Raw genomic sequence first — 25974 nt, 5'->3', positions numbered from 1 at the left:
TGCTGGTGTCGCTGGAGCGGGTGCTGCACCTGTAACCGATTTTCAGCGCGCTCCTCCCGAGCGCCTGCAAAGCCATGGCCGTTTCGGCCATAACCTGCGACCTCACGGGGTCGCTCACTTGATCTCGACAAGGAGCTTGTCATGCCAACACCCGCGTACATCAGCATCCACGGCAAAAACCAGGGGCATATCACCAAGGGCGCGTTCACCGCTGACTCGGTGGGCAACGTTTATGTGGAGGGCCACGAAGACGAAATCCTCGCCCAGGAAATCGACCACCAGATCGGCGCCCCCACCGACCCGCAAAGCGGCCAGCCTACCGGGCAGCGCGTACATAAACCGCTGACGTTCACCAGCGCCTTGAGCAAGGCTTCCCCTCTGCTTTACCAGGCCCTGGCCACCGGCGAAATGCTGCCGACCGTCGAGGTCAAGTGGTTCCGCACCTCGGGGGACGGCAAGCAGGAGCACTTCTTCACCACCAAGCTCGAAGACGCCACTGTCGTCGACATTCACACCGTGCTGCCCCACGCACAAAACAGCAGCAACGAACACTACACCCAGCTGATCAAGACCAGCATGGCCTATCGCAAGGTCAGCTGGACCCATGTGGTGGCCGGCACCGAAGCCTCGGATGACTGGCGCGCGCCGGCTTAATCGTCAACCGGCACGTTCCGCCGCGCAGGCGGCGGAATGCTCACTGACTCGATAATTTTCAGGAGGCTCTATGCCTGCCGTCGTTCTGGTCGGACACGACCATGATTGCCCTTTGTGTGGCCCCACTACCGTCGACATCGGAACGCGCAGCGTGACCGTAAACGGCCGCGCCGTTGCCCGTGTCGGTGACACCCTTGGATGCGGTGCCGTGATCACCAGCGGCTCGCCCTCAATGAACATCAACGGAAAAGCCGTGGCCCGCGTCGGTGACACCACCGACCACGAAGGCGTGCTGGAAAACGGCGACGCCAGCTGGCTGATCAACTGATCCGCACTCACCACAAGGAGGTTTCATGCCCCGTCAAAGCGACCTGCGTTACACCTTCCAACCGCTGCGGGGCGATCCCTTCGAAGTGGTCTCGTTCACCCTCGAAGAAGGCCTCGCCCAGCCGTTCAAGCTTGAGCTGGAGCTGGTCAGTCATCACCCGGCCATCGACTTCTACCGCATGCTCGATCTGGCCGCGGTGTTCACCATTTGGCGCGACGACACCCCGGTGCGCTACGTCCACGGCCTGGTCAGCCTGTTCCAACAAGGCGACACCGGCTTTCGCCGCACCCGCTACACCGCCGTGGTCGAACCGACCCTGTCCCGTTTCCACCTGCGTTCCAACTGGCGCATCTTCCAGGCCCAGACCGTGCCCGACATCATCACCGGCCTGCTGGCTGAGCAGAAGCTGACCGACATCCGCAGCGAAATCTGCTTCGAACACCAACCCCGCGAATACTGCGTACAGGCCGGCGAAACCGACCTCGACTTCATCGCCCGCCTCGCCGCCGAAGAAGGCCTGCTCTACACCTTCGAACACCGCGTCGACGGCCACACCCTCGTCCTCACCGACCGCGTCGGCTGCCTCGGCACCATCGGCACCCACACCGATTGCCCGGTGATCTATCAGCCCATGGGTGGTGGCGACTCCATGGAACCGGCATTGAAACGCTTTCACTACACCGAACAAGTGCGCACTGCGCGCCAGGTGCAGCGCGACTACACCTTCACCCACCCGTACTACAACCAGCAGCACACCGCCACCGGCGACCAGGATTTGAACAACCAGCACAAGGACTACGAACGCTACGACTATCCCGGCCGCTACAAACGCGATATCGCCGGTAAACCCTTTACCAAGACGCGGCTGGCGGCGCTACGCAGCGACGCCAAACTGGCCCATCTGGAAGGCGACGATGAACGCCTGCAACCGGGGTTGGCCTTCGACCTCAACGATCATCCGCGTGAGGACTTCAATGATCGCTGGCGCACCATCGCCATCAGGCACGAAGGCAGGCAGCACACCAGCTTGCAGGAAGAATCGTTTGGTAGCGGCCTCGGTACCTCTTACACATTGAAGGCCAGCGCCATCCGCTGGACCTCGGACTGGAAGGCTCCGCTATGCGACAAACCCTGCATCGACGGCCCGCAGATCGCCACCGTGGTCGGCCCGCCGGGAGAAGAGATCTATTGCGATGAATGGGGCCGGGTCAAGGTGCAGTTCCCGTGGGATCGCGCGGACAAAAACAACGACCACAGCTCCTGCTGGATCCGCGTCACCCAAGGCTGGGCCGGGGCGACCTGGGGTTCCATGGCCATCCCGCGTGTGGGCCAGGAACTGGTGATCAGCTATCTGGACGGTGATCCCGACCAGCCGATCGCCACCGGAAGCGCGTACCGCGAGACCAATCTGCCGCCCTATGAGCTGCCCAAACACAAGACTCGAATGACCATCAAGAGCCGTACGCATAAGGGCGAAGGCTTCAATGAGCTGCGTTTTGAGGATGAGCTGGGGCAGGAAGAGGTGTACATCCACGCTGAAAAGGACAAAAACGTCCATATCAAACATGACAACACAACGTTTGTGGGTAATAACCGCAAAGAGCAAGTAGGCAATGATGAACAGATCACAATCGGGAACGACCAGTCCCACGAAATCGGGCGAGACCACACGCTCTCCACCGGACGTGACCATGAGGCAACTATTGGCCGGGATCGCAGTATGCGGGTCGGCAATAATCGCTACGACACCACCACGGCCAACCACCAAAGCGAAGTGGGCGGTCACAGCCAGCAAACGATCTCAGGGCAACATCGTCTAACTGCCGGCCAAGGCATGCACCACACCACCACGGTCTATCAACTGCAAGCCAGTGAGCGTGTGGTTTTTCAGAGTCCCGGCGGCAGCCTCACGCTGGATGCGCAAGGCATCCACCTCAATGGCGTAGCGATAACCCTGCGTGGTCCGGTGAGCTCTACGGCCCCAGGCAATGGCCAAGCCTTGGCGCTGCAGTTGCAACCTGAATCAGGTCAGAGCTGTGTGGAGAAAAACCGATGACCCTGGCTAGCGTCCAAGCGTTCGTGGCCAAACAGCATGCACCCGATGCAACGCTGTACGTGTTACTCGACCTCTTGGCCGACTGCGCCGCAGACGATCCGTTACATATAGCGGCATTGCGTCAAACACTTGGCAATGACGCCGTCATGCCTCTGCATCGGCCCGATCTAATCCATACGCCATCGGCCTGCCCAGTGCTGGTGGCCCTCGCCACGCCCGGGACCTCACCGTCGCAAGAACTATTGGCGTTATCCGCCTTACGCGCTCATGAGGATCTGGACCGTTACAAACGTTACGTGTGCGGCTGGCTCAGTAGCAGCGCTCCATCCCGGGACCTAAGTGCCCACATCGTGTCGCTCGGACAACTTCCCGTGGAGCAGGGCCGAGCGTTTTTTCCGGTCCATGAGCCCCTTCGCCTGGAGTTGCTGGCTGGCACCTTCCGTAACAATGAGGGACCTTGGTGGCCGATCCGTCACTGGCTGGTGCCCACCAGCAGCGGTACCGGCAGCGTTTTGGTGGGCAAACCCGAACATCGCACCGCCATGGGTACCTGCACGGCGGCCGTGCAGTTGGACGCCCTCATGGTGTCCTCCTTACTAAACAGTTGGCGACGCGCTCTTCGCTTGCCGCTGGCGTATGCCCCTGCGCGCTGGAGCGGCCCTACTGCACTCCCGCCCCAAGCGGCGGCACAGGCCTATATTCAGATCCAGCAAGCCCGCCAGCTTGGGCTTAGCCACCAGGACGACATCCTGACGTTAGCCTTGCATCGCCTGATGCTGCATCCGCACCTGCACCAGCACACCGGCGTTCGCGCGTTGATTGAGCAAGCGGTCCAAGGGCACGCGCCGCTTAGCCAATTGCTGGCCCCCTACAACGACAACGCCTGGCAGCGGGCCGTGTCGGATCTGACCCATGCCGGAGCACTTCAATGACCTTGGGCACTCAACTGAGTATCGCCATAGCCGAAACCGCCGTTTCAAAAGATCAATGCAAGGCCTGCCAACGTAAAGGGCTGCCCATCCTGCCATTGCGCCAAGCTCTGGTGCCGCGCTCACCGAATGAGCCGGTGCGGCCGGATACCGTGCACATTGATACGCGCCTGGGCTTACGCACGTTGCGCGCCGGCTACCTGTATGTATTGCTGGATCGCAAAATCTGGCAGGCATATCAGGTGAGCCCGGACGGGTATCTACGTCAATTCAACCCCTACGCACCTGCGCCAGCCAACGAGGCCCCGCTGTCCGATGCTTGCGTCTCGGCCAATCACGACTGCCCGGCATCGTTCCTCAACATCGACACCAGCAAACACACTCAAGCGTGGCTGGCCTTTGCCAATGACCCGTGGCCTGCCAGCGTGCTGGACGCCTATAAGGCCGGTCATGCTTCAGAGCGATTCCACAAGCTCGACCTTGCCAGTGCACGCGACAAACCTGCCAGCGTTGGCCTGGCCATGACGGATGAAAACCTGCAGGTAGACAAGCAGGTCTACGAATACCAGCGGCACCAGACGACCCCATTGTCGCAGCAAGAGTCAACGCCAAGATTCGACAGCGTGCATGGTTTCCATAGCCGCGCCCATCGCCTGAGCGCACTGAAGGGCTTCCTGCGCAACGCCGTCCCACAGCATCAACTCCAACACGGCGTCCTTGCGTTTGTACTGGATGACATCATCGGCCTGGTGCAGGAGCTCAACGACACCCGCAACCGCTGGGTCCAGCAGCGCCAGGCCTGGATGAATGACCCGGACCGGGCTTATCGTTACCAGACCTCTCAGTTACTGCTGGCCATTCGCGAAGTCCATCGCGAACAGGCAGAAGGCCAGACGCCCCTACCGGCGTCTGTCGAGCCCATGACCGGTGATGGCCCACCTGTATTTTCCAGCCCTGAGCAGCAACGCGAGCGGATCGTCCAGAAGCGCACACTCGCCAACAACCAGAAACTGGAGGAGCGCTACGATGAACAGAGCCGTGCCCTGTTTCACCAACGCTATGAGCAAGAATGGGCGAACTATCAGCGTTACATCGACCAAAGCGCACACGCCTATGCGGCAGCGTGTCGCTCCAGCCTGTTTGCGTGTGTCGAGCAAAATGACTACGACGGCGATGATCGCCCGTCAGGACGGGCTTACAGCCAGACGATGGCGCTGTGCCTGGAGGGCGGCATCAGTGAGGCGCCCGCGACACAAGATGACGGCCACACCGCCTCCCTCTGGAGTGGCTGGCTGAACGACCCAAAGAGCCCGGTCTACCGCGCCCTTCTCTTGCGTGACAAACGCTTGCTGGCCGATCTATTACCCAGTTTCAATGCCACAGGTGATAGCGACTGGAACGACAGTGAAAAGCTCTATTCCGCCATTACCAAGCTCATCGACAACGACGACTTCAAGCACCATGTCCGCCCCCGTTTACAGCAAGCCATGGCACAGCTTCTCGGTGCCCTCAACGCCGCTGCCGCCCGCTTGCAACCGTCGCTCGGCCCTGGCGTGGGACGGGTGGTTTCGCGTCTCAACAGTGCCAGTCAACTGCTCTATAACGGCATTCATCTGACCGAGCTCAAGGTGAAAATGAAACTGGGTGAATACTACGCCCTGCAATGCGAACACCTGCGCAGCCTGCAACGCAAAACCGCTGATGCCATCGACCGCACCTGGGAAGGCCTCAAGGACGATCTGGGCAAAATCGACGATGAGGCCCGCAAGGCGCGCAAGCAAGTGCGCCCGCTGATCCAGGGCGGCCTGCTCAGCCTGTCGGTGCTGGACCCCAAAATAGCCAACCTCAGCGTGACCATCAGCGTTTGGGTTGAGGGCAAGGTCACCGAACTGCAGGACACCCTGATGCGCCAGGCCAACCTCGGTGTGGATCAACTGGGCAAAGGTAGCCACGCTACGCTAGCCGAAATCGCCGTCGGGGTTGGCACGCTGGACCCGCAAGCGCGCAAGGTGTTGCAAGGCATCAAAGTGTCCTCCTACCTGGCAGCTAAATGGGTTCGCACCGGCTTTACCGGGCTGCGTGGCGCGGTCGGCAGTAGCGAGTTTTTGATGGCGATGGGCGGGATGTACCTGCTTAGCGACTCGCTGAACAAAAGTCTCAAGGAAGTGGAACAGGCAATAGGGGAAAAGTCCGTCGAAGCTAGGGTGGCGCTATATGGCAGCAGCATGGGAGTTTTGGGCGGAGGGGTGGAGGTAGTGGGAATAGCACTAGAAAAAGGTGCAGAAAAAGTGAAGGCAAGTGCGTTATCTATCCGAGCAACGACAGCTGCCAAAGCGACCGCACATACAGGCAATATATTCATACGGGTCGGAGGGAGCATTAGTGCAGTAGCAGGTCTGTACGATGCAACACAAGCAGGGTTTGCTGCTAATCGCACCTTGAAGAACGGCGATACAACTTCATCAAGTCTTTACGGAACATCGGCGGTTCTTTCAGGATTTGGAGCAGTTGCAGGCGTCTGGGCTGCTGCCACAGGCGCCAGCGCGCTGCTTGGCCCACTGGGTATAGCCATATTGCTCGGAATAGCAGCGTACGGACTCTATAAGTGGGCTGAAAGTAAGGAATCCACACCGCTGGACCGATGGGCAAGACGATCTTTCTTTGGTTACGGCAACGAGACGCTACCAATTCACTGGAATACATCCGATCAAGCCCACATCGCTATTGCCGAACTAAATGCCGCTACCTTAGGCATTGAGGCCGGCGTCAACTTCCGCCGGCGAATCGTCGATAGCGGCTCGCATGGCTGGGGAGGCCCCATAGGCAGCGTGGGTGCACAGGTCCATGAACAGCACCTCAAATATCGCCTGGTTCTGCCGTTCTTCGACGCCAACCGGTCGGCCTATCGCTGGTCACTGACGGTGCATCGCCACGGCGACGGCACGGCCAACCAGTACACCGGCGGCGAAGTGCTGGCCGAAGGCGAGTTGAATCCCCCCACCCTGGCAACCGCAGCCAGCGAACGCCGAGCGGCGCTGGCGGTGCCCAAACGCCCGAACAAGCCTGACTACCGGGCCGACAGCACCCTACCCACGCAGGAAGTTCGCACCGTCTCGTTGGCCGATGCCCGTACCTCGCAGGTCAACGATATCAAAGGCGCGGTTGTACTGTTGCCCGACCGCCGTCGGCACAACATTGAAGCGGCGACCTTGTCGGTAACCTACTGGCCCGATCGCGACATTCACGATGCCTACGCCGAGCTCATCTTGATGGATAGCTTGTAAACCACAGCCTTGGATGAACTTGGCATGGGCATTTGCCTACTTTTCCCATGGCGACCATCGCTGGCGATCAGCAACAGTGTGCCTGCTTATTGGTTGCCTGCTGCCCGCTTGAAGAGCCAAAGGTTAAAAAACAGCTCTGCCCTCAACTGGAACTACTCCAATGATGTTCACAACACCTTTACTCGACAAACCTGCTCCTGGCTGGAAGCACGATCTGCCGGGACCAAACGAGTCGCCCTCCAATGAACCGTATCCTCCCGTACTTTCGAATCCGCCCAATCATGTTGACGATGTATATCTTGAATTGGCACGCGCCACAGTGCGAACTCGCGGGATTGGTATTTGGATAGCTCCTTTTATGTTTCTGCTGTCCATGGTTACACCTGCAGGTATGATTAGCTATGTCGTCACGGAGCAACACCTCCCTCCCTTAGTGCTAAGTTTGCTAGGCCCCATCGTATTTATTACTGGCATATGGCTAGGCATTTATATCTGGAGAATGGACGTTGCCCCTCCCCGCGACGAACCCATCCGCTTCAACCGTTTCCGACGCAAAGTCTATGTTTACCGCTTCCACCACGACGGCCTCAGGCCCTTCAGCCGCACCGCCTGGGGCGTACGAGTCGAGGTCTATGACTGGGATAACCTGCGTGCCGAAGCCTGCAGCGTGTACGGCCCCATGGGCAGTGGCGGCCTCATCGAAACCGTCACCCTCGCCGTGGTGAAACCAGGCACCCATCAGGTAATAGATCGTTTTCATTTCGCCCACGAAATTCAACAAGGCGAAATGTACTGGGCCATGGCCCAACTGTTCATGCAACAGGGCCCGCACGCCCTGCCCACCTTCCCCCACCCGCCCCGCGACTGGAACAACGAAGACGTGACCTTCAATCTCGCGCGTCGCTTGGCCCCCAAAGTGCGGTGGCCAGTCGAAATAGACCTGGAGTCACGCAGCGCGCCCTGAATACAAACCATCAACCGAAGCAGCCTCACTACGACGACAGGCTAAAGAATACAAGCGGCGATCACCCCGAACTGGAACGACTCATCATGATATTTAAAACACCTTTACTCGACAAACCTGCTCCTGGCTGGAAGCACGATCTGCCGGGACCAAACGAGTCGCCCTCCATTGAACCGTACCCTCCCGTACTATCGAATCCTCCCAATCATGTTGGCAACGTGTATCTTGAGTTGGCGCGCGCTACTGTAAGAGTTCGTGGCGTAGGCATTTGGTCTGCCGCATTCGTGTTTGCAATGACATTGTCCTTAGCAATCTTCCTAATAATGATCCACGCCAGTTCTCCAACCCCTTCTTCTTTGTTATCCAAAATATTGGAGCTCGTCCCGATAGGTATCGGCATATGGCTGGGGATTTACTTCTGGCGAATGGACGTTTCTCCCCCCCTCGACGAGCCCATCCGCTTCAACCGCTTTCGACGCAAAGTCTATGTTTACCGCTTTCACCGTGACGGACTCAGGCCCGTCAGCCGCACCGCCTGGGGCGTGCGAGTCGAGGTCTATGACTGGGATAACCTGCGGGCCGAAGCCTGCAGCGTGTACGGCCCCATGGGCAGTGGCGGCCTCATCGAAACCGTCACCCTCGCCGTGGTGAAACCTGGCACCCACCAGGTAATAGATCGTTTTCATTTCGCCCACGAAATTCAACAAGGCGAAATGTACTGGGCCATGGCCCAACTGTTCATGCAACAGGGCCCGCGAGCCCTGCCCAACTTCCCCCACCCGCCCCGCGATTGGAACAAAGAAGACGTGACCTTCAATCTCGCGCGTCGCTTGGCCCCCAAAGTGCGGTGGCCAGCCGAAATAGACCTGGAGTCACGCAGCGCGCCCTGAATACAAGCCATCAACCGAAGCAGCCTCAATACGACGACAGGCTAAAGAATACAAGCGGCGATCACCCCGAACTGGAACGTCTCATCATGATATTTAAAACACCTTTACTCGATAAACCTGCTCCTGGCTGGAAGCACGATCTGCCGGGACCAAACGAGTCGCCCTCCAATGAACCGTATCCTCCCGTACTTTCGAATTCGCCCAATCATGTTGACGATGTGTACCTTGAACTGGCGCGTGCCACATTAAGGACTCGCGGGGTTGGTATTTGGTTAACTCCTTTTATGTTTTCGCTTGCAATAGCCGCCCCCGTCATGCTTATCGCCTACATATTAAAGGAGGGAGCGCCACCGACGATCCCAAGCATTTTCTTGTTCTTGGCATTTACTGCTGCGCTGTGGGGAGGCGTTTTTTTTTGGCGAATGGACGTCGAAGCCCCCCGCGACGAACCCATCCGCTTCAACCGTTTCCGACGCAAAGTCTATGTTTACCGCTTCCACCACGACGGCCTCAGGCCCTTCAGCCGCACCGCCTGGGGCGTGCGAGTCGAGGTCTATGACTGGGATAACCTGCGGGCCGAAGCCTGCAGCGTGTACGGCCCCATGGGCAGTGGCGGCCTCATCGAAACCGTCACCCTCGCCGTGGTGAAACCTGGCACCCACCAGGTAATAGATCGTTTTCATTTCGCCCACGAAATTCAACAAGGCGAAATGTACTGGGCCATGGCCCAACTGTTCATGCAACAGGGCCCGCGAGCCCTGCCCAACTTCCCCCACCCGCCCCGCGATTGGAACAAAGAAGACGTGACCTTCAATCTCGCGCGTCGCTTGGCCCCCAAAGTGCGGTGGCCAGCCGAAATAGACCTGGAGTCACGCAGCGCGCCCTGAATACAAACCATCAACCGAAGCAGCCTATATCCCTCACGACCTGGCGCTGCCCTACTCGCTCAATGAATCTGAGCATGGCCCATAGCGAAACCACTCATGACTTTTGGTAAAGAGTCCTTTTCGGATTCAGCGGTTTTTCTGAAGGAACGAGGAGCCGATACTCGACTCCATTGTTCACATCACTTCAGGAGTCACTCATGTCCATTCCCGCATTCGGCCTCGGCACGTTCCGCCTGCAAGGCCAGGTCGTCATCGATTCCGTCAGCACCGGCCTGGAGCTGGGATACCGGGTCATCGACACCGCGCAAATCTACGAAAACGAAGCCGATGTCGGCCAGGCCATCGCCGACAGCGGCATTCCACGGGACGAGCTATTCATCACCAGCAAAATCTGGATCGCCAACTTCGCCGAAGGCCAGTTGATCCCGAGCCTCAAGGAAAGCCTGCGCAAGCTCCAGACCGACTACCTGGACCTGACCCTGATCCACTGGCCATCGCCGGAAGACCAGGTGCCAGTCGCCGAATTCATGGGCCAGTTGCTGGAAGCCAAGCGCCAGGGCCTGACCCGGCAGATCGGCATTTCCAACTTCACCGTCGACCTGATGAAGCAGGCGATTGAAGCCGTCGGCGCCGAGCACATCGCGACCAACCAGGTCGAACTGCACCCGTACCTGCAAAACCGTACCGTGGCAGGGTTCGCCAAGGCCCATGGCATCCAGATCACGTCCTACATGACCCTGGCCTACGGCGAAGTGCTGAAGGACCCGGTGATCCAGCAGATCGCCGAGCGTCACCAGGCAACACCGGCCCAAGTGACCCTGGCCTGGGCCATGCAACTGGGCTACGCGGTAATCCCGTCGTCGACCAAACGCGCTAACCTGGCCAGCAACCTCAAGGCGCTGGACCTGACCTTGAGCGACGCCGACATGGCGCAGATCGCCGGCCTGGAGCGCGGCCATCGCCTGACCAGCCCCAAAGGCATCGCGCCGAACTGGGACTAACCCCCAGCCGGGTTGCAATAGAGCGACAGCGTGTGATGCAACTGAGCCAGCGTCTCGTCCACTGCGGCGACAGCGCCGGCCAGTTCGTTGTGGGCCTGTCGCTCGCAGACCTTCTCCAGTTGCTCGCAGCTGTCCATCAGAGCCTGGGCCTTGACCATCCGTGCACCGCCCTTGGTGCGATGGGCCAGGTCATGCAGGCGGGCAAAGTCCGCCGTTTTTTCTAATGTCGCCAGTTGCCCGTGGTCGGCTTCAAGGCTGTCGAGCAACGGCGCCAGCAGCTCTTTGACCGCAGAAATGTCGCCGCCGGTCAACTTCTCCAGATGGCTCAAGTCCACTCCCGATGACGCCTCATGCGGCGTCGCCGTACGCGACGCAAGGGCCGCGCGCAAATCCTCAAGCCCGGTGGGTTTGAACAGGCAGCCGTCCATGCCCGCCTGCCGGCAACGTTCGACTTCCTCCGGCTGCGCATTGGCGGTAAACCCCAGCAGCAGGCACGGCGCCAAACCGCGCTCATGCTCCAGGGTGCGTATATCCCGCGCCAGTTCGTAGCCGTCCTTGAACGGCATATTGCAGTCGGTAATCACCCCGTCGAACTGCCCGGACAGCCACACTTCAAGCCCCTCAACGCCATCTTCGGCCGTGGTGATCCGGTGCCCCAGAAAACTCAACTGCCGCGCCAGCAGCAGCCGGTTGGCCGGGTAGTCATCCACCACCAGGATGCTCAGGGCGCGGGCGGGTGGCACCTGCGGGGCAATGGATGCGGGCGGAATCAACTTGGCCTCGACGGTCGCCAGTTCCAGGGTGACGTCCACCCGTGTGCCCTGCCCCAGCAGGCTGCTCAACTGCAATTGGCCGCCCATCATCTCGCACAGGTTGCGGCTGATGACCAGGCCCAGGCCCGAGCCGCTGCGCGCCGATTGCGTGGTGTTGCTGCCCTGGATGAAAGGGTTGAACAGGCGCTGCTGGTCTTCGACGCTGATACCGATGCCGGTGTCCTCCACCCACAATCGCAGGTGCAGGTAACCGTTGGTAATCGACGACGACCCAGAAGCGCCAAGCCGTACCTGGCCCTGGGGCGTGAACTTGATGGCGTTGCTCAGCAGGTTCGACACCACCTGCTTGAAACGCATCGGGTCCACCAGCACAGGGCGATCAAGCAGCGGGTCGAGTTCCACCTGCAATATCAGGCCCTTGGCCCGCGCCAGCCCGTCAAAAACCCGCGCCACGGACGCCAGCAATTCGTGCAGGTTCGAAGACTCCAGGGCCAGGGACAGGTGGCCCGACTCAATGCGCGCGATATCGAGGATATCGCCGATCAACTCCAGCATGCTGCGCGATGCATCGGCGGCCACCTCCAGCGCATCGCGGTCGGCCCGGTCCTGTTCGGCGGCTTTCAGGGCCAACTCGATCATGCCGATCACGGCGTTCATAGGAGTACGTATTTCATGGCTCATGGTTGCAAGAAAGGTAGTCTTGGCTCGGTTGGCCGCGTCGGCGTCCTCCTTGGCCTCCTGCAACTGGCCCAGCAGGTGCTGCCTTTCGCTGACGTCCACCCAGCCGGCGATCATGCCCACCACCTGCTCATCACCGTCGCGGTACGGCAGCATCCAGTGGTAAATCGTCAGGGCTTTGCCACCCGGCACCTTGAGTACGCGGTCGTGAATCTGCGGCTCGCCCCGCTCCATCAGCCGCAGGTAGTCCTCATGAAAGGACTGGGCCTGGGGGCGGTTGCCGGTGTCGGTCTCGACCACCGTTTTGCCCACCACGTCCTCCAGCTTGAAACCGAACACATCCAGGTAAGCACTGTTGCATGCCATCAACCGCCCCAGGCGATCACGCACGTAAATCGGATGGGGTGTGCCATCAATCAACGCGCTCATAAACCGCATCTGGTCGCTTAGCGCACGCTCGGCCTGGGCCCGCTTGCGTATCAGGCGACGCAGATAAATGGCCCAGCCCAAGGTGATCAGCAGCAGCAACGCCGACAGGCCGAAGCCCTGGATGATCGCGGTGCGGTGACGGGACCAGTAGCTGTCCTCGATCACCACTTCGCTGCGCCAGTGGCCCGTCAGCTCGTCCATTTCCTGTGGCGTGATGCTCAACAATGCCTTGTCCAGGATCGAGTACAACTCCAGTTGGCTGCGGTTGACACCGAAGGCGATGCGGGCCGGTTCGGAGCCGACCGTGCTGGTCACCCGCAGGCGGTCGCGGTACTCCCGGGCGATGATGTAGCGCGCCCCGATCAACGTAATGACGGCGGCATCGGCGTTGCCGTTGGCCACCAGCGCCATGCTTTGCTCGGGATTCTCGGCGGTCACAAACCTGATGGTGGGATAGTCCTGGGCGATACTCTCCTGCTGGCTGTTACCCCCCAACAGTGCCAGGCGCTTGCCGGTCATGTCTTCCAGTGTGAGCGGGCTGCCGGCGTCGGTACGACTGACCAGCACATAGGGGTTGGTCAAGTAAGGCCGGGTAATGCGCACCTTGTCCGCATGTTCGACGCTGGGGGTCACCACGGCAATCATGTCCGCGCTGCCTGCACTGACCTTATCCAGTTGCTGGGGCAACGAGCTGCCCGGCACCACGTCAAACTTCAACCCGGTGCGCAGGCTGATACGGGCCAGGACTTCAGCACTCAAGCCCTCGAACCCACCCTGTTTGCCGAGAAATGAGACAGGCAGGAACTGGTCGAGCACCGCCACCTTTATGCGTGGATTTCGCTCCAGCCAACGCTGCTCACTGGCACTCAAGCGCAATCGTTCGGAACCCAGGAACCCGAGGTTGCCGGCACTCCAGCGCCGCAGGATTTCCATCCGCTCGCTGACCGGAATGACCGCCAGTGCCGCGTTGATGATCTGCAGCAGGCGGGTGTTGTCCTGGGCAAAGGCAAAGCCGAACGGGTTGACTTCAAGTGACGAGAAGTCAGCCATCCGAACGTTGTTCAGGTAGTTCCTGTTGATCAGGTAGTTGGTGCTGATGGCATCGCCGAGGTAAACGTCCGCCTGGCCGAAAGCCACGGCGCCGATGGCCTCGAAGGTCGACGGAAAAAGCTGTATCCGGGCATGGGGATAAAATGCCTGGACCGCCTCCGGCTGCATGTAGTGGTAGAGCATCGCGACACGCTTGCCGGCCAGATCGGCGCTCAGGGTCTGGCTGTCGCCCGTGCGGGTGACCAGGGTCGGTTGATCCATGGCATAGGAGCGCGACAGCACAAGTTGCGGGTCTGCCGCTTCGTAACCGTTGGCTGAGCCCACAAAGTCCACCTCACCGCGCTTGAGCGCCGTGATGACTTCGTCACGATTGTCATAGCGGCGGACTTCGATCTTGATGTTCAACGCATCGCCGATCAGCTCGGCGTAATCCGCCGTAATCCCTTCAAGCTCATCGTTGCTGCTCAGCTCGAACGGCGCGTAATCAGGCCCCGAGATCCCCATCAACAAACGGCGGTGCTCGCGCAACCAGCGCCAGTCCGCCTCATCCAGCTCTGCGGCCGGGGTTTCGATGAAGGAGTGCCCCAACAGAGAAAGAGCGCGAGGCTCTGCCAGGGCCGGGGTATGCAGACAGAGCAAGCCCAGCCATACGCTTGCGCTGAGCCACAAGACTCGGAGCGTGGTCATTTCAGATCAGATGATTGCGCTGGGCGAACTTGGACAAATGCACCACCGACGACATTCTCAGCTTCTCCTTCAGGCGGGTTTTATAGGTGCTGATGGTCTTGTGGCTGAGCAGCATGTCCTCGGCAATTTCCTTGTTGCCCAGCCCCAACGCGAGCTTTTGCAACACGGTCAACTCACGGTCGGACAGGTCTGCCACCAGGTCCTGTTCAGTGGACTGCAGATCGTCCCGGCGTACCGAGCTGGTAGGCAAGCTGGGAAAGCAGCTGTAATTGGACATCACGGCCTTGATTGCTTTTTGCAGCTCGTCCAGCTCGCCGGTCTTGGCGACAAAACCCATCGCACCGGCACGCATGCAGCGGGTGGAAAAAAACACCGCCAGGTAGGAGGTCAACACCAGGATTTTGCAGGGCAAGCCCAGCGCCTTGATCCGGCTGATCACCTCCAGGCCCCCCAGCTTGGGCATGGCCAGGTCGAGGATGATCAGCTCGGGACGTTCCTCACGGGCAATCTGCATGGCATCGGCGCCGTTACCGGCTTCGAAGATCGTGTCGAAACCTTCCTGCTTCAATAAATACCGAACGGTTGCGCGGATAAATGGATGGTCATCCACGATTAAGGCTTTGCTCATAGGGCTCCCCTGGGAGAATTCAGTACCGTTGCACATCACACGGGACCTATCTACCTGTGAGAAATAACAGTTCCGACAAACGGCACCGAATATTCCTACAAGCAACAGCCAGGTCCCTTCATTTGATAAACGCCTGGCCATGGGTAGCGGCACCTGCGTGCCTGGCTAGTCGCAAGCGCGCAACCTTACCAATGGAATGACGCAACAACTGAAGGGATAGTCCCAGTCTTATGTAGGACTTTTCCTCACTAAAAGCATAGTAAACAGCCGGCTTCCGGGGAGCATAAGTGGTTTAGTCAGTGGTACTCGGACTCCAGAAGGCCTGTACCACCAGGGTCGAGGTGGAAATGCGCGCCACCAGGGCGTCCAGTTCGTCACCGTCTACCGAGGTCACGGCCAGCGTCGCCTCGATTTCCACCTCTTCGGGACCAAAGGGGCGCACGTCCACATCACTGGCCGGGTAGTTGCAGCGCGCCAGTTCGGCTTCGAGCAGGGCCAGTACCGCCTTTTGCTGGGTACGACGGGCTACCACATAAAGGATGTTGGTCACCTCGGCCGACACCACATCCAATGGCTGGCGGTTGATGTTATTCACGATCGGCCGCAGCAAGGTGTTGGCCGCCAGCACAAACAGCGTGCCCAGCAGCGCTTCCAGGATCAGGTCGGCACCGGCACAGGCGCCCACTGCCGCCGACGCCCAGAGGGTGGCGGCGGTGTTCAGCCCGCGCACGTTGCCTTCCTCACGCATGATCACCCCGGCGCCGAGAAAACCGATGCCCGAAACCACATAGGCCACGACCCGCACCGCCCCTTCGGCGCCGCCCAGGCGGTTGGCCATGTCGACAAAAATCGCCGCCCCTACCGCCACCAGCACGTTGGTGCGCAAGCCCGCCGTGCGCTGGCGATACTGGCGCTCGAAACCGATCAGCCCGCCGAGGATGAACGCCGCGGTGAGGCTGACCAGCGTGTCGACCAGCGAATTGAGGTTGATGTTGTTGATTGCTTGCATAGGAGTCTTCCCTATTCATTACCAGCCAAACTTGCGGATATAGAAACCTTCAGCGTCTGGGTCAGCCGACAGGCGCGTGCGTAGTACCGCGATGCAAGGCATCACGCACTGTTAAGCGTCGATGAGAGGGAATTCGGGATCGGGCCAGGACAGGCCGCCACCGGGATGCCGCTTCTCGCTTTTGGCGAGACAACGGCATCGGGAAAATGCGCGTTACCTTGCCAAGTATGTGCCGGTTATCGAGACCGGCCGACGACTGTCACTCGAACAAGTACCCACTGAGGGTCTCCGCTATTGATGAAAACGCGCGAAGCTTACGCCCTGATTTCAGGAGAGTAAACCGTAGGAAAAGTTACCCGATGGGTTTGGAAGAGTTCTTCAGGTTGGGTTCAGCCGGGTCTTCAAGCAAATGTGGGAGCTGGCTTGCCAGCTCCCACATTGGAGGTGTACACCTGCAAATTCCGGGTGGACTGTCTATTGGGCGTGGCCGGTTCGCCATTGACGGCGAGAAAATACCCCGGCGGCGCCTCGAAAAAGCGCTGCAGCTCGACTTCATCCTCAAGGGTCAGCTCAACCACCCGAATGCCCGCTATCGAACTGCGCGGCAACTCCATTGTTTCAACAACCTCCATGTTCATCGCGCCTCAATCATCCCGTGTGAGCACTTCCAGCAACTCAATCTCAAACCGCAGATTGCTGTTGGGCGTGATATGCGCGCCCATTGACCGCTCGCCATAGGCCAGGTGCGCCGGCACAAACAACGTGCGGATGCCGCCGACTTTCATGCCCATCAAGCCTTGGTCCCAGCCTTTGATCACACGACCGGTACCGATCACACATTGAAATGGCTTGCCGCGTTCCCATGAGGAATCGAACACCGTGCCGTCTTCGAGGGTGCCGGTGTATTGCGTGGTGATGAGGGCGCCTTTGACTACGGTTTTTCCGTCGCCGAGGCGGGTGTCGGTGATTTGTAGTTCATTGCTCATCGCGTTCTCTCGTTATCCAAAGTCACAGCCAATGCCAGAACCGGCTCCAAAACCCCCGCCCCAAATCATTCTTGCAGCCCGCATATTGCGCGGCATACATCTGCGAACGCGCCTGTACCTTACCCGCCACCGGCATCAGCCAGGCTTTGCTCGCATAGGTGCGCTGACGATAACCGCCCCAGCCTTCGTGGTAGTTCAGGTATTGGCCGTAGGCGTCGTATTTGTACACGCCGTTGATGGTGTAGGTCTTGTCCATGTACCAGCCGACAAAGTCGATGGCGTCGTCAAAATGCTCGCGACTGGCGCCATAACGGCCAGTGCTTTTCTGGTAGTCGCTCCACACTTCATCCTTGGCCTGGGCATAGCCGGAGGCAGTAGAAACGCGGCCCCAGGGGATGATCCACAACAGGTATTTGCGGGGTGTCTTGGCGTCCTGCCGAAAGCCGGACTCTTGATACATGATCGCGAACGGCACCTGGATCGGCACGCCCCAGCGTGCCTGGGTGACCTTGGCGGCGTCGTACCAATCGTCTTTTTCGCGGAAGATGCCGCAGATGTCGTTGGGGGTGCGGGGTGGCGAGGTGCCGCAGCCGGCCAATAAGGCAGCAAGTAGCAACAGCCCTGCGGTTTTTCCTGCGTTCAAAAGCGCACCGTCTCGTCGTGAGGATAAAAGGCGGGCAGTTTACTCGTTCGTCAGGGTTGCTGCAGAGGTCAAAGCGAGTCTATTTCTGTGGCGAGGGAGCTTGCTCCCGCTGGAGTGCGAAGCGCTCCCAACCCGATGGACGCGGTATGCCTGGGACGTTGCGTTCACCGGTTTTGGGGCTGCTGCGCAGCCCAGCGGGAGCAAGCTCCCTCGCCACATAAAGCACCTCAAGTCGTGATCAGGCCAATGGCACCCGACGAGTAGTGATCGCCAGGCGACCCACGCCAAAGCTCAACGCCGCACCCAGCAGCAACATCACCAGGGTGCTCCACGCCGCGCGGGACAGTTGCTTGGCCGCCACTTCACCGGCTTCACGGGCTTTCTGTTCCGCCTGTTGCTTCAGTTCTTCAACTTTCTGCATGGCCTGCTGATAAGCCTGGGCATAGTTGTCGACGATCTGGGTCGCTTCAGCCTGGCTCTTGCCGGTACGGGCGGCGACGATGTTGACCAGCGCCTGTTTGTCCGCTGCGTTCAACGCCGGCTCACCGGACGCCTTGACCCGCTCGAACCATTGCTTCAGCTCATCACCGGCCTGGGTTGGATTGGTCGCAGCATCGTTGGCCGATTGCTTGCCGTCGGCGCTGGCCTGGTCGGCTTTTTGCTCGACGTTGGCCGGGTCCAGCTCAGGCTTGCCGCTCTGCTTGAGCAGGGTGTCGAGCTGGCCTTGCAGGCTGTTCCAGTCCAGCTTGATACCTTGCTCATCCAGCTGCTGCTTGACGCTGTCGCTGATGCCCGGTGCCACGGCGGCGATACCGCTGCCGGCAGCCGACAGGCCTTTGCCCACGACATTCCCCGCCGCACCTACCACGCTGGTGGCCAGCGCAGCCAGCAGCCAGGTGGTCAACAGGGTGGTGATGGTCCAGCTCAGTACGCCGTGCAGGCCGCCGCGATCCGGTGCGGTGCGCCCGGCCACAAATGCGCCGGCGCCGATGGCCAACAGCGTCGACACAAACAACCAGATCCCGGCACCGGTGCCAAATCCGCTCAGCGGGTTGCCGGCTGCCATCGGGTTCACTGCACTGGCGCCAATCGCGGTGCCGAGCACGCTCAACACCAGATAGGTCACCAGGGCAATTGCACTACCGGCCAATACCGAGCCCCAGGAGACACGGAACAGCGAACGGTTGGTTTCATAGACAGTGGTCATGGTCGATCCTTTTACAATGGGTAGGTGGCCAGTTTGGCGAGGGGCCTGCCCTGCGGTCTCGGCACAATTGCACTAGGCGCACTGGTGCATTCGCACCCCGCGTGCGGCAACTTCTCTGCACTATCCTGAGCCCCAGGTGTCGTACTCCCTATGCGTCTGACACCGCTCCCCTGTAGGAGCTGGCTTGCCAGCGATGGTCGTCAACGATGACGCGCGGTTCCTGAATAGTCGCGTTGCTGTTGAGCTTTTCGCTGGCAAGCCAGCTCCTACAGGGGGCGCAGGTGCCCTCAATATTGGAGAAACCATGAGCCAGGCCGTCCTCGCCAAAGAAACCAACCGCCGCCAACTGCAGCAGATCATCTCCGGCTTGTCCGATGGAGTGATCCTCGCCGAGGTCGACCAAACCATCCTGTGGGCCAATGAGGCCGCGCTGCTGATGCATGGCGTGGAGAATGTCGAAGACCTTGGCGCCAACACCCAGGACTACGCCAAGCGCTTTGCCTTGCGCTATCGCAACAACCACCCGCTGGTGCTGGAGAATTACCCGCTGAGCCGGGTGGCAGGCGGTGAGGAGTTCAGCGACGTGGTGGTGGAGGTCACCCCCACTGGCGACGAGGAAAAGACCTGGGTGCATCGCCTGCGCAGCCTGGTACTCAACGACTCGAGCGGTGAACCGGAGCTGTTGGTGCTGATCCTGAGCGACGCCACGGAATGGGCCAGCGCCGAACAACGCTTTGAAAAAACCTTCAATGCCAACCCGGCGCCGGCGGTGATTTGCCGCTTGAGTGACCTGCGCTACATCAAGGTCAACCAGGGCTTCCTGGAGATGACCGGCTACAACCGTGACCAGGTGATCGGCCGCTCGGTGTATGAACTGGACGTGCTGGAGCAGGCCGAAAACAAGGACCTCGCCGTCAAGCGCCTGGGCGAAGGCGCGACCATCCCGCAGATGCAAGCCGAACTGAAGCTGCCCGAGGGCGGCAGCAAACTGGTGATCGTGGCCGGCCAGCCGCTGGACATGAACGAGGAAGACTGCATGCTGTTTTCCTTCACCGACCTTGAGCCCCGGCGCAAGGCCGAAACCGCCCTGCGCCAGAGCGAGGAACGTTTCGCCAAGTCATTCCGCCTGACGCCGGTGCCGACCCTGGTGTGCAACGCCGCCAACCGGCAAGTGGTGGACATCAACGAAGCCTTCATGACCATCACCGGCTACACCAGTGAAGAGCTGATCGGCAAATCCATCGAAGACATCGACTTTATCGACAGCCCCCAAGCCAGCACGCAGCTGTTCACCACCCTGGAGAAAGCCGGCAACCTCGACGGCCTCGACCTGAAGATCCGCAAGAAAGGCAGCGAGGTGATCGACTGTGTGCTGTCTGCCGACACCGTCAGCATTCAGGATGTGCCCTGCTACCTGCTGGTGTTGATGAACATCACCGAACGCAAGCGCTCCGAGCTGGAACTGGTGGCCGCCATCGAGGAAGTGATGCAGGACGCCTCCTGGTTCAGCCAGACGCTGATTGAAAAACTGGCCAACGCCAAGAGCGTCAATAGCCCCAACGTACCGAACATTTCCTTTACCGACCTCACCGCTCGGGAGCGCGATGTACTGGGCCTGATTTGCGAAGGCCTGGCCGACAAGGAAGTCGCCTCGCGCCTGAAACTGGCGCCCAATACCGTGCGTAACCATGTGGCCACGGTGTACTCCAAACTCGGGGTGCATAGCCGTAGTGCAGCCATCGTCTGGGCCCGTGAACGCGGGCTGTTTGCCGGTGAATTGCGGGTTAAAAAACCGAAATAGAGTGCAAATGCACTAGTGCGACCGGTGCAAATTCGCCTTATTGCGCGGGGGTGCACTGCTTAACCTTGAAGGGTGGGCACAGGGCCTTGGGTCCTGTGCTGTTGAGATGTCATGCCTTCAAGGAATCCATCATGAAAAGCGAACAAGTCAAAGGCGCCGTCGAGAAAGTGGCCGGCAAGGCTCAAGGTTTTCTGGGTGATCTGACCGGTGACGAACAGCTCCAGGCCGAAGGTGTGGCCCGCCAGGCCGCTGGCCAGTTGCAGCAAACCTACGGTGACGCGCTGGACACCGTCGGCGATTTCGCCAAGCAAAAACCCCTGGCGACGGTTGCGATTGTCGCCGGTGTCGGCCTGCTGCTGGGCCTGATGCTGCGTCGTCGCTGAGGAGAGCCCACATGTTTACGCTCTCCCAACTGCGCAACTGCATTGAAGAGGCGCTGTCGCCCCTGACCTGCGAGTTCACCCTGTGCCGTGACGCCTCGTTGACCCTCAAGGTCTTCGATGCCGAAAGCGGCCGGGTAGATCTGGTGGTCACCGGGATCAGCGTCAACAAACTGCAGACCCCGCAGGCAGTGGAAAAGATGGTCGACGAGTTGCGCTACGAGTTGCAGAGCAACACCGTCGGCAAAGTCACTCTGGATGATCTGCCTCTACGTCCACTGTAGGAGCGAGCTTGCTCGCGAAAAACCTGAGGGCGCCGCTGCCTGTCAGATTAACCGCGTTATCGTTAACGACCTTCGCGAGCAAGCTCGCTCCTACACTGACCGAGCCTTCAACGACGCCCCGATAAAATAGAACACCCCTCCTCCGACAATAAACGCTGCCAACATGTAGAACATGTAGTGGGCCGGCAGGCTGGCCAGCACCAGCCCGCACAGCACCGGCCCCAGGGCAGCGCCGAGGTTGGAGAGGTTTTGCGCGCCGTAGTACATGCCGCGCAGGTGGTCCGGGGCGATGCGGTCGATAAACATGTACTCGGCAGGAAACACCACGATTTCGCCCACGGTGAAAATCGCCATCGCCAGGATCCACCACCACACGTTGCTCGCCAGGGCAAAGCCAATCACCCCCAGCATGAACATGCCCAGGCCGAAGATCAGCCACTGGCTCAGGTGGCGGTGGGAAATGCGTCGGCCAATCGCGTATTGCAGGGCAATCACCAACACGGCGTTGGTGGTGAGAACTGCACTGATGATGGTGTAGGTGTATTCGGCGGTAGTGGTGGTCACCAGGTACTGCGAAAGGTACGCGGTGAACTGGCCAAACACCACGGCACTTAGCAGGCCGCCGATGGTGAAACACACCAACCGGTGATCCCGCAGCAATACGCGGCCCACGGCGAGGAACGACACCGGCTTTTGCGTGGTGTCGACGGTGGCCAGGGTGCGGTCGCCCCAGCGCCAATACAGCAGGAAAAACCCAAGACCCAATGCGGCCGACAAGATAAACGGCAAGCTGATATCGAGCTTGGCCACCATCGCGCCAAAAAACGGGCCCACCGCGTATCCGATATTGGTCAGGGTGTACTTGATGGAAAACGCTTCGCTGCGCTCATCCTCCGGCAGCAGGCTGGCAAACCCGGATTTGATCGCAATGTCGATCACCGCATACGCCAGGTTGATCAGGATCAGGCAGCTGTAGAACGACCAGATTTCCCGGGCCAGCACCGTGCCGACAAACCCCAGGGCAAACACCACGCTCAGGCTGAGCAGCAGGCGATAACTGTTGATGCGGTCTACCAGAAAGCCGCCATAGACGCTCAGCAGTGAACCGACGATCAGCGAACTGCCGATCACCAGGCCGACCTGGCTGATGTCCAGGGCAAAGTGGTTGGTGAGGTAGATGACCAGGTACGGAAACGTGATGGCCTTGGCCAGGGTGAGGATCAGCGTGGCCGACAACAGCAGGTTCACGGTACGCGGGTAATTTCTTATTGTGGCAAGCATCCTGCTCTCATTCTGATCAAGGTAAAGGGGCCATTGCAGCCCGCAAGCGGACCTACCTTAACGCAAAACAACAGACAAAAAATGCTGATTTATGCATTTATGCAAAAATCAAATGCGGCAGGATGAGCACGGGATCGCTCATCCCGCTGCCGGGGTTATTTTTTAACGGGCGTGATGTCGAGAATCGTGCCGTTGGTGGTTTTGAGCAACACGTACTTGTCGTTCACACGGGCCCACTGGCTGTCTTCTTCCGGCTGCTTCAGGCCATGTTTCTTCCAGTCGGCGATGGCCGATTCCTTGCGCATCAGAATGTCTGGCGCGCGGTCACCGGTCTTGAGGTCGCGGGTATTGATGTTTGAAGGCTGCACGGTTTTTTGCTCGGTATCGGCGGCCTGGACGGTGAAGCTCGCGGCGGACAGGCTCGCGGCAACCAACAGGCAGGCAACAAGGGACTTGGACTTCATGGGCACTTCCTTCAATGAATGACGCGTAAAGATTCCGACCGCAGCCGCGGGGAATCATTCAGCGCAGTGATGGAAGCGGCAGATGGATGGACAGCCAGCGACCGGGCTGGCGATTAATCAGATAAGATTGGTTCTTTTTTCCAGCTGCCCAGGACGTCCAATGACTGGTACCCACGTCATCATCATTTTCGTGACCGTTGTCACCTTGCTCGCGCTGTACGTATTCGGCACCTATCGGGAACTGGTGGCCTTGCTCGATCGTTGCAAAAAAGCCTTCGGCCAATTCAAGGAGGCCGAACAGCAATTGGCGGCGGCGCAAGATGCCCCGTCACCCGGCGCGGAAATCGCCGGCCTGGAAAGCCGCGTCGCGTTCACCCGCCAGCTGTTCCACGACTCGGTCAACAACTACAACACCTACAAGCACAAGTCGCCAACGTCGGTGGTGGCTGAACTGCTGGGGCATCGTGAGGATGCGAGCCTGTCCGGGTTTTAAATGATCGTTGAATGATCGTTCCCACCCGCGGGAACGATCAGTATGGAAACGATCGGCGTCAGCGCCCATTGCTCTCGTGAAATTAATCCTGTAATTTTTCATGAAATTTCTTGATAAGAATTTCACGAAACGCCTATGGACAAGCAAGAAGAACTCGACGCCCTGGCGATCCTGATCCACGACCTGCGCAAGCACAAGAAGCTCACCCTGGCGCAACTCGCGCAAAAGATCGAGCGTTCCGTGGGTTTCCTGTCCCAGGTTGAACGCGGCCTGTCGCGCCCCACCGTGGCCGACCTCACCGCCATCAGCCACGCCCTCGGTGTGCCCACCACCTATTTCTACAGCCTGTCCAAACCCAAGGCGGTGGATTGGGTCACGCGCCCCAATGAGCGGCGCACGGTGTATTACGCCAATGGCATCACCGACATCCTGGTGTCGCCGAGCATGCATGGCGCGTTCTCGATCCTCGACAGCCTGCTGGCCCCCGGTGCCAACAGTGGCGAACAGACCATGAGTGACCGCGCCGAACAGGCCGGCTACGTACTGGAGGGCGAGTTGACGCTGTGGGTCGAGGGCGAGGCCGACTCGGTCACCCTGGGCCAAGGTGACAGCTTCCACCTGGCCAGTTTTGCCCACTGCCGCTACGGCAACCTGACCGACCTGCCCGCCCGCGTGCTGTGGGTCTACAACTAGGAGCAACACCCGTGAAAAGCCATTCCTCCACGCTGCTGGCCGAAGTCCGGACCTTTCGCCAGAACCATCCCGATGTGCGCTACGTCGACCTGATTGCCCTGGACATTCCCGGGCATTTCTACGGCAAACGCTACCCGGTGGAGATGCTGGAAAAGGTCGCCGCCGGCAGCCCCTTGAAGCTGCCGCAAAACGCCGTATTGCTGGGCGCCCAGGGCGGCCTGTTCAAGATCGGTGACTACTGCTTTCACGACGGTGACCCGGACGCCAACCGCCGCCTGGTGCCCGGCACGCTCAAGCCGGTGAGCTGGGAAGCGCAGCCCCTGGGGCAGATGCTGATCACCTCCGACGGCACTGAAGCGCCGATTGAATTCGAACCCCGGGAAGTGCTGGCCAAGGTGCTGGAGCGCCTGCACCGCAAAGGCATTCACCCGGTGGTGGCGTTTGAGCTGGAGTTCTACCTGTTCGACAAAAAGCTCAGCGACGGCCTGCCGCAGTTCGCCCGCGACCCGCTGAGCGATGACGCCGATGACCAGCCCAACCTGCACATCGAGCGCCTGTCGCGCTTTGCGCCGGTGCTGGACGACATGGTCGAGACCGCCAAGGCCCAGGGCATCGACATCACGGTGATCACCGCCGAGTTGGGTCCCGGCCAGTTCGAGATCAATTTCGGCCATCTGGAAGACGGCCTGCGCGCCGCCGACTGGGCCGCCCTGTTCTGCCGCAGCACCCGGGGCGTGGCCCTCAAGCACGGTTATCGCGCCAGCTTCATGGCCAAGCCTTACCTGCAACATCCCGGCAGCGGCATGCATGTGCACGTCAGCCTGTACGACGCGGCAGGCAACAACCTGCTGGCGGCCCACCAGCAACAACCGTTGCGTCACGCGGTGGCCGGCTGCCTGGAACTGCTGCCCCACTGCATGCCGATCTTCTCGCCCAACCACAACGCCTTCCGCCGCCTCGGCGGCACGGTCAACGCGGCCACTCGCGCCTGCTGGGGTTTTGAGGACCGTGACGCCTGCGTGCGCATCCCGGAATCCGACCCGCGCAACCTGCGGATCGAACACCGCCTGGCGAGTGCCGATGCCAACCCGTACCTGGTGTTGGCGGCGATTCTGGTGGGGCTGGAGCATGGCCTTGACGCGGCCAAAGAGCCCTTCGCCCCACTGAACGAAGACCGCAACAGCGGCACGGATTTCCCCCTGGAAATGCTCGAAGCGGTGCGCGCCATGCAGCATCAGCCGGTGCTGCGCGAAGGCCTGGGCGCAGAGTTTGTCGACGTGTATTGCGAAAACAAACGCCAGGACCATCTGGCGTTCCAGCAGGAGATTCATGCGCGGGAATATCGCTGGTATCTCTAACTGATCCACTCCCCTTTCCGTAGCAGCTGTCGAGCCTTGGCGAGGCTGCGCTGAAACAGTGTTTTATTAAAACCAAAACCAAACCACCCAAACGCCCAACACAGAAAACAAACGGGGCGGGGGAAAAAGTGGGTTTT

Annotated in this window: 23 protein-coding genes and 2 pseudogenes; 15 read left to right on the top strand and 10 right to left on the bottom strand. The window is 60.0% G+C overall.

What is annotated here, in order from left to right; translation table 11 throughout:
* Positions 1 to 141 precede the first annotated feature (141 nt).
* From M2400_RS32140 to dkgB, 9 genes are all read left to right on the top strand, one after another.
* Positions 142 to 654, top strand: a complete 513-nt coding sequence (locus M2400_RS32140) for an Hcp family type VI secretion system effector (protein WP_259198918.1) — start codon at positions 142 to 144, stop codon at positions 652 to 654.
* A 70-nt stretch (positions 655 to 724) separates the two neighbouring features.
* The gene (locus tag M2400_RS32135) at positions 725 to 982 is read left to right on the top strand and encodes a PAAR domain-containing protein (RefSeq protein WP_259198917.1); all 258 of its coding nucleotides are present in this window, start codon (positions 725 to 727) and stop codon (positions 980 to 982) included.
* 25 nt (positions 983 to 1007) lie between these two features.
* Positions 1008 to 3038 (top strand): type VI secretion system Vgr family protein, encoded by a 2031-nt coding sequence (locus M2400_RS32130; RefSeq protein WP_259198916.1) that lies wholly within the window; start codon positions 1008 to 1010, stop codon positions 3036 to 3038.
* Complete coding sequence (locus tag M2400_RS32125) at positions 3035 to 3970, top strand: hypothetical protein (RefSeq protein ID WP_259198915.1); 936 nt, start codon at positions 3035 to 3037, stop codon at positions 3968 to 3970. Before M2400_RS32130 ends, M2400_RS32125 begins: the two co-directional genes overlap by 4 nt.
* On the top strand, positions 3967 to 7251 hold the full coding sequence (locus M2400_RS32120) for a T6SS effector BTH_I2691 family protein (RefSeq protein WP_259198914.1): 3285 nt from the start codon (positions 3967 to 3969) through the stop codon (positions 7249 to 7251). Before M2400_RS32125 ends, M2400_RS32120 begins: the two co-directional genes overlap by 4 nt.
* Before the next feature lie 160 nt (positions 7252 to 7411).
* Positions 7412 to 8215, top strand: coding sequence for a DUF6708 domain-containing protein (locus M2400_RS32115; RefSeq protein ID WP_405046212.1), 804 nt, complete (start codon positions 7412 to 7414; stop codon positions 8213 to 8215).
* Between the two features lie 86 nt (positions 8216 to 8301).
* The gene (locus tag M2400_RS32110) at positions 8302 to 9105 is read left to right on the top strand and encodes a DUF6708 domain-containing protein (RefSeq protein ID WP_405046211.1); all 804 of its coding nucleotides are present in this window, start codon (positions 8302 to 8304) and stop codon (positions 9103 to 9105) included.
* Positions 9106 to 9476: 371 nt separating this feature from the next.
* Positions 9477 to 9992 (top strand): DUF6708 domain-containing protein, encoded by a 516-nt coding sequence (locus M2400_RS33705; protein WP_405046213.1) that lies wholly within the window; start codon positions 9477 to 9479, stop codon positions 9990 to 9992.
* A gap of 197 nt (positions 9993 to 10189) precedes the next feature.
* Positions 10190 to 10993, top strand: coding sequence for a 2,5-didehydrogluconate reductase DkgB (gene dkgB, locus M2400_RS32100; protein ID WP_259198910.1), 804 nt, complete (start codon positions 10190 to 10192; stop codon positions 10991 to 10993).
* Here the strand turns inward: dkgB and M2400_RS32095 are convergent.
* From M2400_RS32095 to M2400_RS32065, 7 genes and pseudogenes are all read right to left on the bottom strand, one after another.
* Entirely contained in the window at positions 10990 to 14610 is a 3621-nt protein-coding gene (locus M2400_RS32095; protein WP_259198909.1) for a transporter substrate-binding domain-containing protein, read from the bottom strand. The genes dkgB and M2400_RS32095 overlap by 4 nt on opposite strands.
* A gap of 1 nt (position 14611) precedes the next feature.
* Positions 14612 to 15238 (bottom strand): response regulator transcription factor, encoded by a 627-nt coding sequence (locus tag M2400_RS32090; RefSeq protein ID WP_177042532.1) that lies wholly within the window; start codon positions 15236 to 15238, stop codon positions 14612 to 14614.
* Positions 15239 to 15530: 292 nt separating this feature from the next.
* The gene (locus tag M2400_RS32085) at positions 15531 to 16247 is read right to left on the bottom strand and encodes an MgtC/SapB family protein (RefSeq protein WP_010172203.1); all 717 of its coding nucleotides are present in this window, start codon (positions 16245 to 16247) and stop codon (positions 15531 to 15533) included.
* 479 nt (positions 16248 to 16726) lie between these two features.
* Positions 16727 to 16879: pseudogene (locus M2400_RS32080) on the bottom strand (GNAT family N-acetyltransferase); the annotation flags it as partial.
* A 12-nt stretch (positions 16880 to 16891) separates the two neighbouring features.
* Positions 16892 to 17233, bottom strand: a complete 342-nt coding sequence (locus M2400_RS32075) for an FKBP-type peptidyl-prolyl cis-trans isomerase (RefSeq protein ID WP_177076928.1) — start codon at positions 17231 to 17233, stop codon at positions 16892 to 16894.
* Positions 17234 to 17255: 22 nt separating this feature from the next.
* A complete protein-coding gene (locus M2400_RS32070; RefSeq protein ID WP_177042534.1) occupies positions 17256 to 17876 on the bottom strand; it encodes a hypothetical protein in 621 nt (206 codons plus the stop codon).
* A gap of 238 nt (positions 17877 to 18114) precedes the next feature.
* The gene (locus M2400_RS32065; protein ID WP_177076926.1) at positions 18115 to 19083 is read right to left on the bottom strand and encodes a hypothetical protein; all 969 of its coding nucleotides are present in this window, start codon (positions 19081 to 19083) and stop codon (positions 18115 to 18117) included.
* A 304-nt stretch (positions 19084 to 19387) separates the two neighbouring features.
* On the opposite strand from M2400_RS32065, the gene M2400_RS32060 reads away from it, so the two are divergent.
* The 3 genes from M2400_RS32060 (at position 19388) to M2400_RS32050 (ending at position 21548) form a co-directional block, all read left to right on the top strand.
* Positions 19388 to 20884 (top strand): PAS domain S-box protein, encoded by a 1497-nt coding sequence (locus M2400_RS32060; RefSeq protein ID WP_177112921.1) that lies wholly within the window; start codon positions 19388 to 19390, stop codon positions 20882 to 20884.
* A gap of 131 nt (positions 20885 to 21015) precedes the next feature.
* A complete protein-coding gene (locus tag M2400_RS32055) occupies positions 21016 to 21267 on the top strand; it encodes a CsbD family protein (RefSeq protein WP_177042537.1) in 252 nt (83 codons plus the stop codon).
* An 11-nt stretch (positions 21268 to 21278) separates the two neighbouring features.
* Complete coding sequence (locus tag M2400_RS32050; RefSeq protein ID WP_177042538.1) at positions 21279 to 21548, top strand: DUF1652 domain-containing protein; 270 nt, start codon at positions 21279 to 21281, stop codon at positions 21546 to 21548.
* Here M2400_RS32050 and M2400_RS32045 read toward each other — a convergent pair.
* From M2400_RS32045 to M2400_RS32035, 3 genes and pseudogenes are all read right to left on the bottom strand, one after another.
* A pseudogene (locus M2400_RS32045) lies at positions 21541 to 21630 on the bottom strand (outer membrane lipoprotein carrier protein LolA); the annotation flags it as partial. The gene M2400_RS32050 and the pseudogene M2400_RS32045 overlap by 8 nt on opposite strands.
* 8 nt (positions 21631 to 21638) lie before the next feature.
* Positions 21639 to 22829, bottom strand: coding sequence for an MFS transporter (locus M2400_RS32040; RefSeq protein ID WP_259198908.1), 1191 nt, complete (start codon positions 22827 to 22829; stop codon positions 21639 to 21641).
* A 155-nt stretch (positions 22830 to 22984) separates the two neighbouring features.
* Positions 22985 to 23293 (bottom strand): RcnB family protein, encoded by a 309-nt coding sequence (locus M2400_RS32035; RefSeq protein ID WP_177042539.1) that lies wholly within the window; start codon positions 23291 to 23293, stop codon positions 22985 to 22987.
* Positions 23294 to 23453: 160 nt separating this feature from the next.
* Here M2400_RS32035 and M2400_RS32030 point away from each other — a divergent pair, with 160 nt between their 5' ends.
* The 3 genes from M2400_RS32030 (at position 23454) to M2400_RS32020 (ending at position 25837) form a co-directional block, all read left to right on the top strand.
* A complete protein-coding gene (locus tag M2400_RS32030; RefSeq protein WP_259198907.1) occupies positions 23454 to 23786 on the top strand; it encodes a LemA family protein in 333 nt (110 codons plus the stop codon).
* 135 nt (positions 23787 to 23921) lie between these two features.
* Entirely contained in the window at positions 23922 to 24479 is a 558-nt protein-coding gene (locus M2400_RS32025) for a helix-turn-helix domain-containing protein (protein ID WP_177042541.1), read from the top strand.
* Positions 24480 to 24490: 11 nt separating this feature from the next.
* Entirely contained in the window at positions 24491 to 25837 is a 1347-nt protein-coding gene (locus tag M2400_RS32020; protein ID WP_177042542.1) for a glutamine synthetase family protein, read from the top strand.
* The last annotated feature ends 137 nt before the right edge of the window (positions 25838 to 25974 follow it).

Source organism: Pseudomonas sp. BIGb0558 (genome assembly GCF_024807515.1).
Lineage (GTDB): Bacteria > Pseudomonadota > Gammaproteobacteria > Pseudomonadales > Pseudomonadaceae > Aquipseudomonas > Aquipseudomonas yamanorum_A.
Note: the sequence above shows the minus strand (reverse complement) of the source record. Positions and strands in the feature narration are given on the sequence as shown.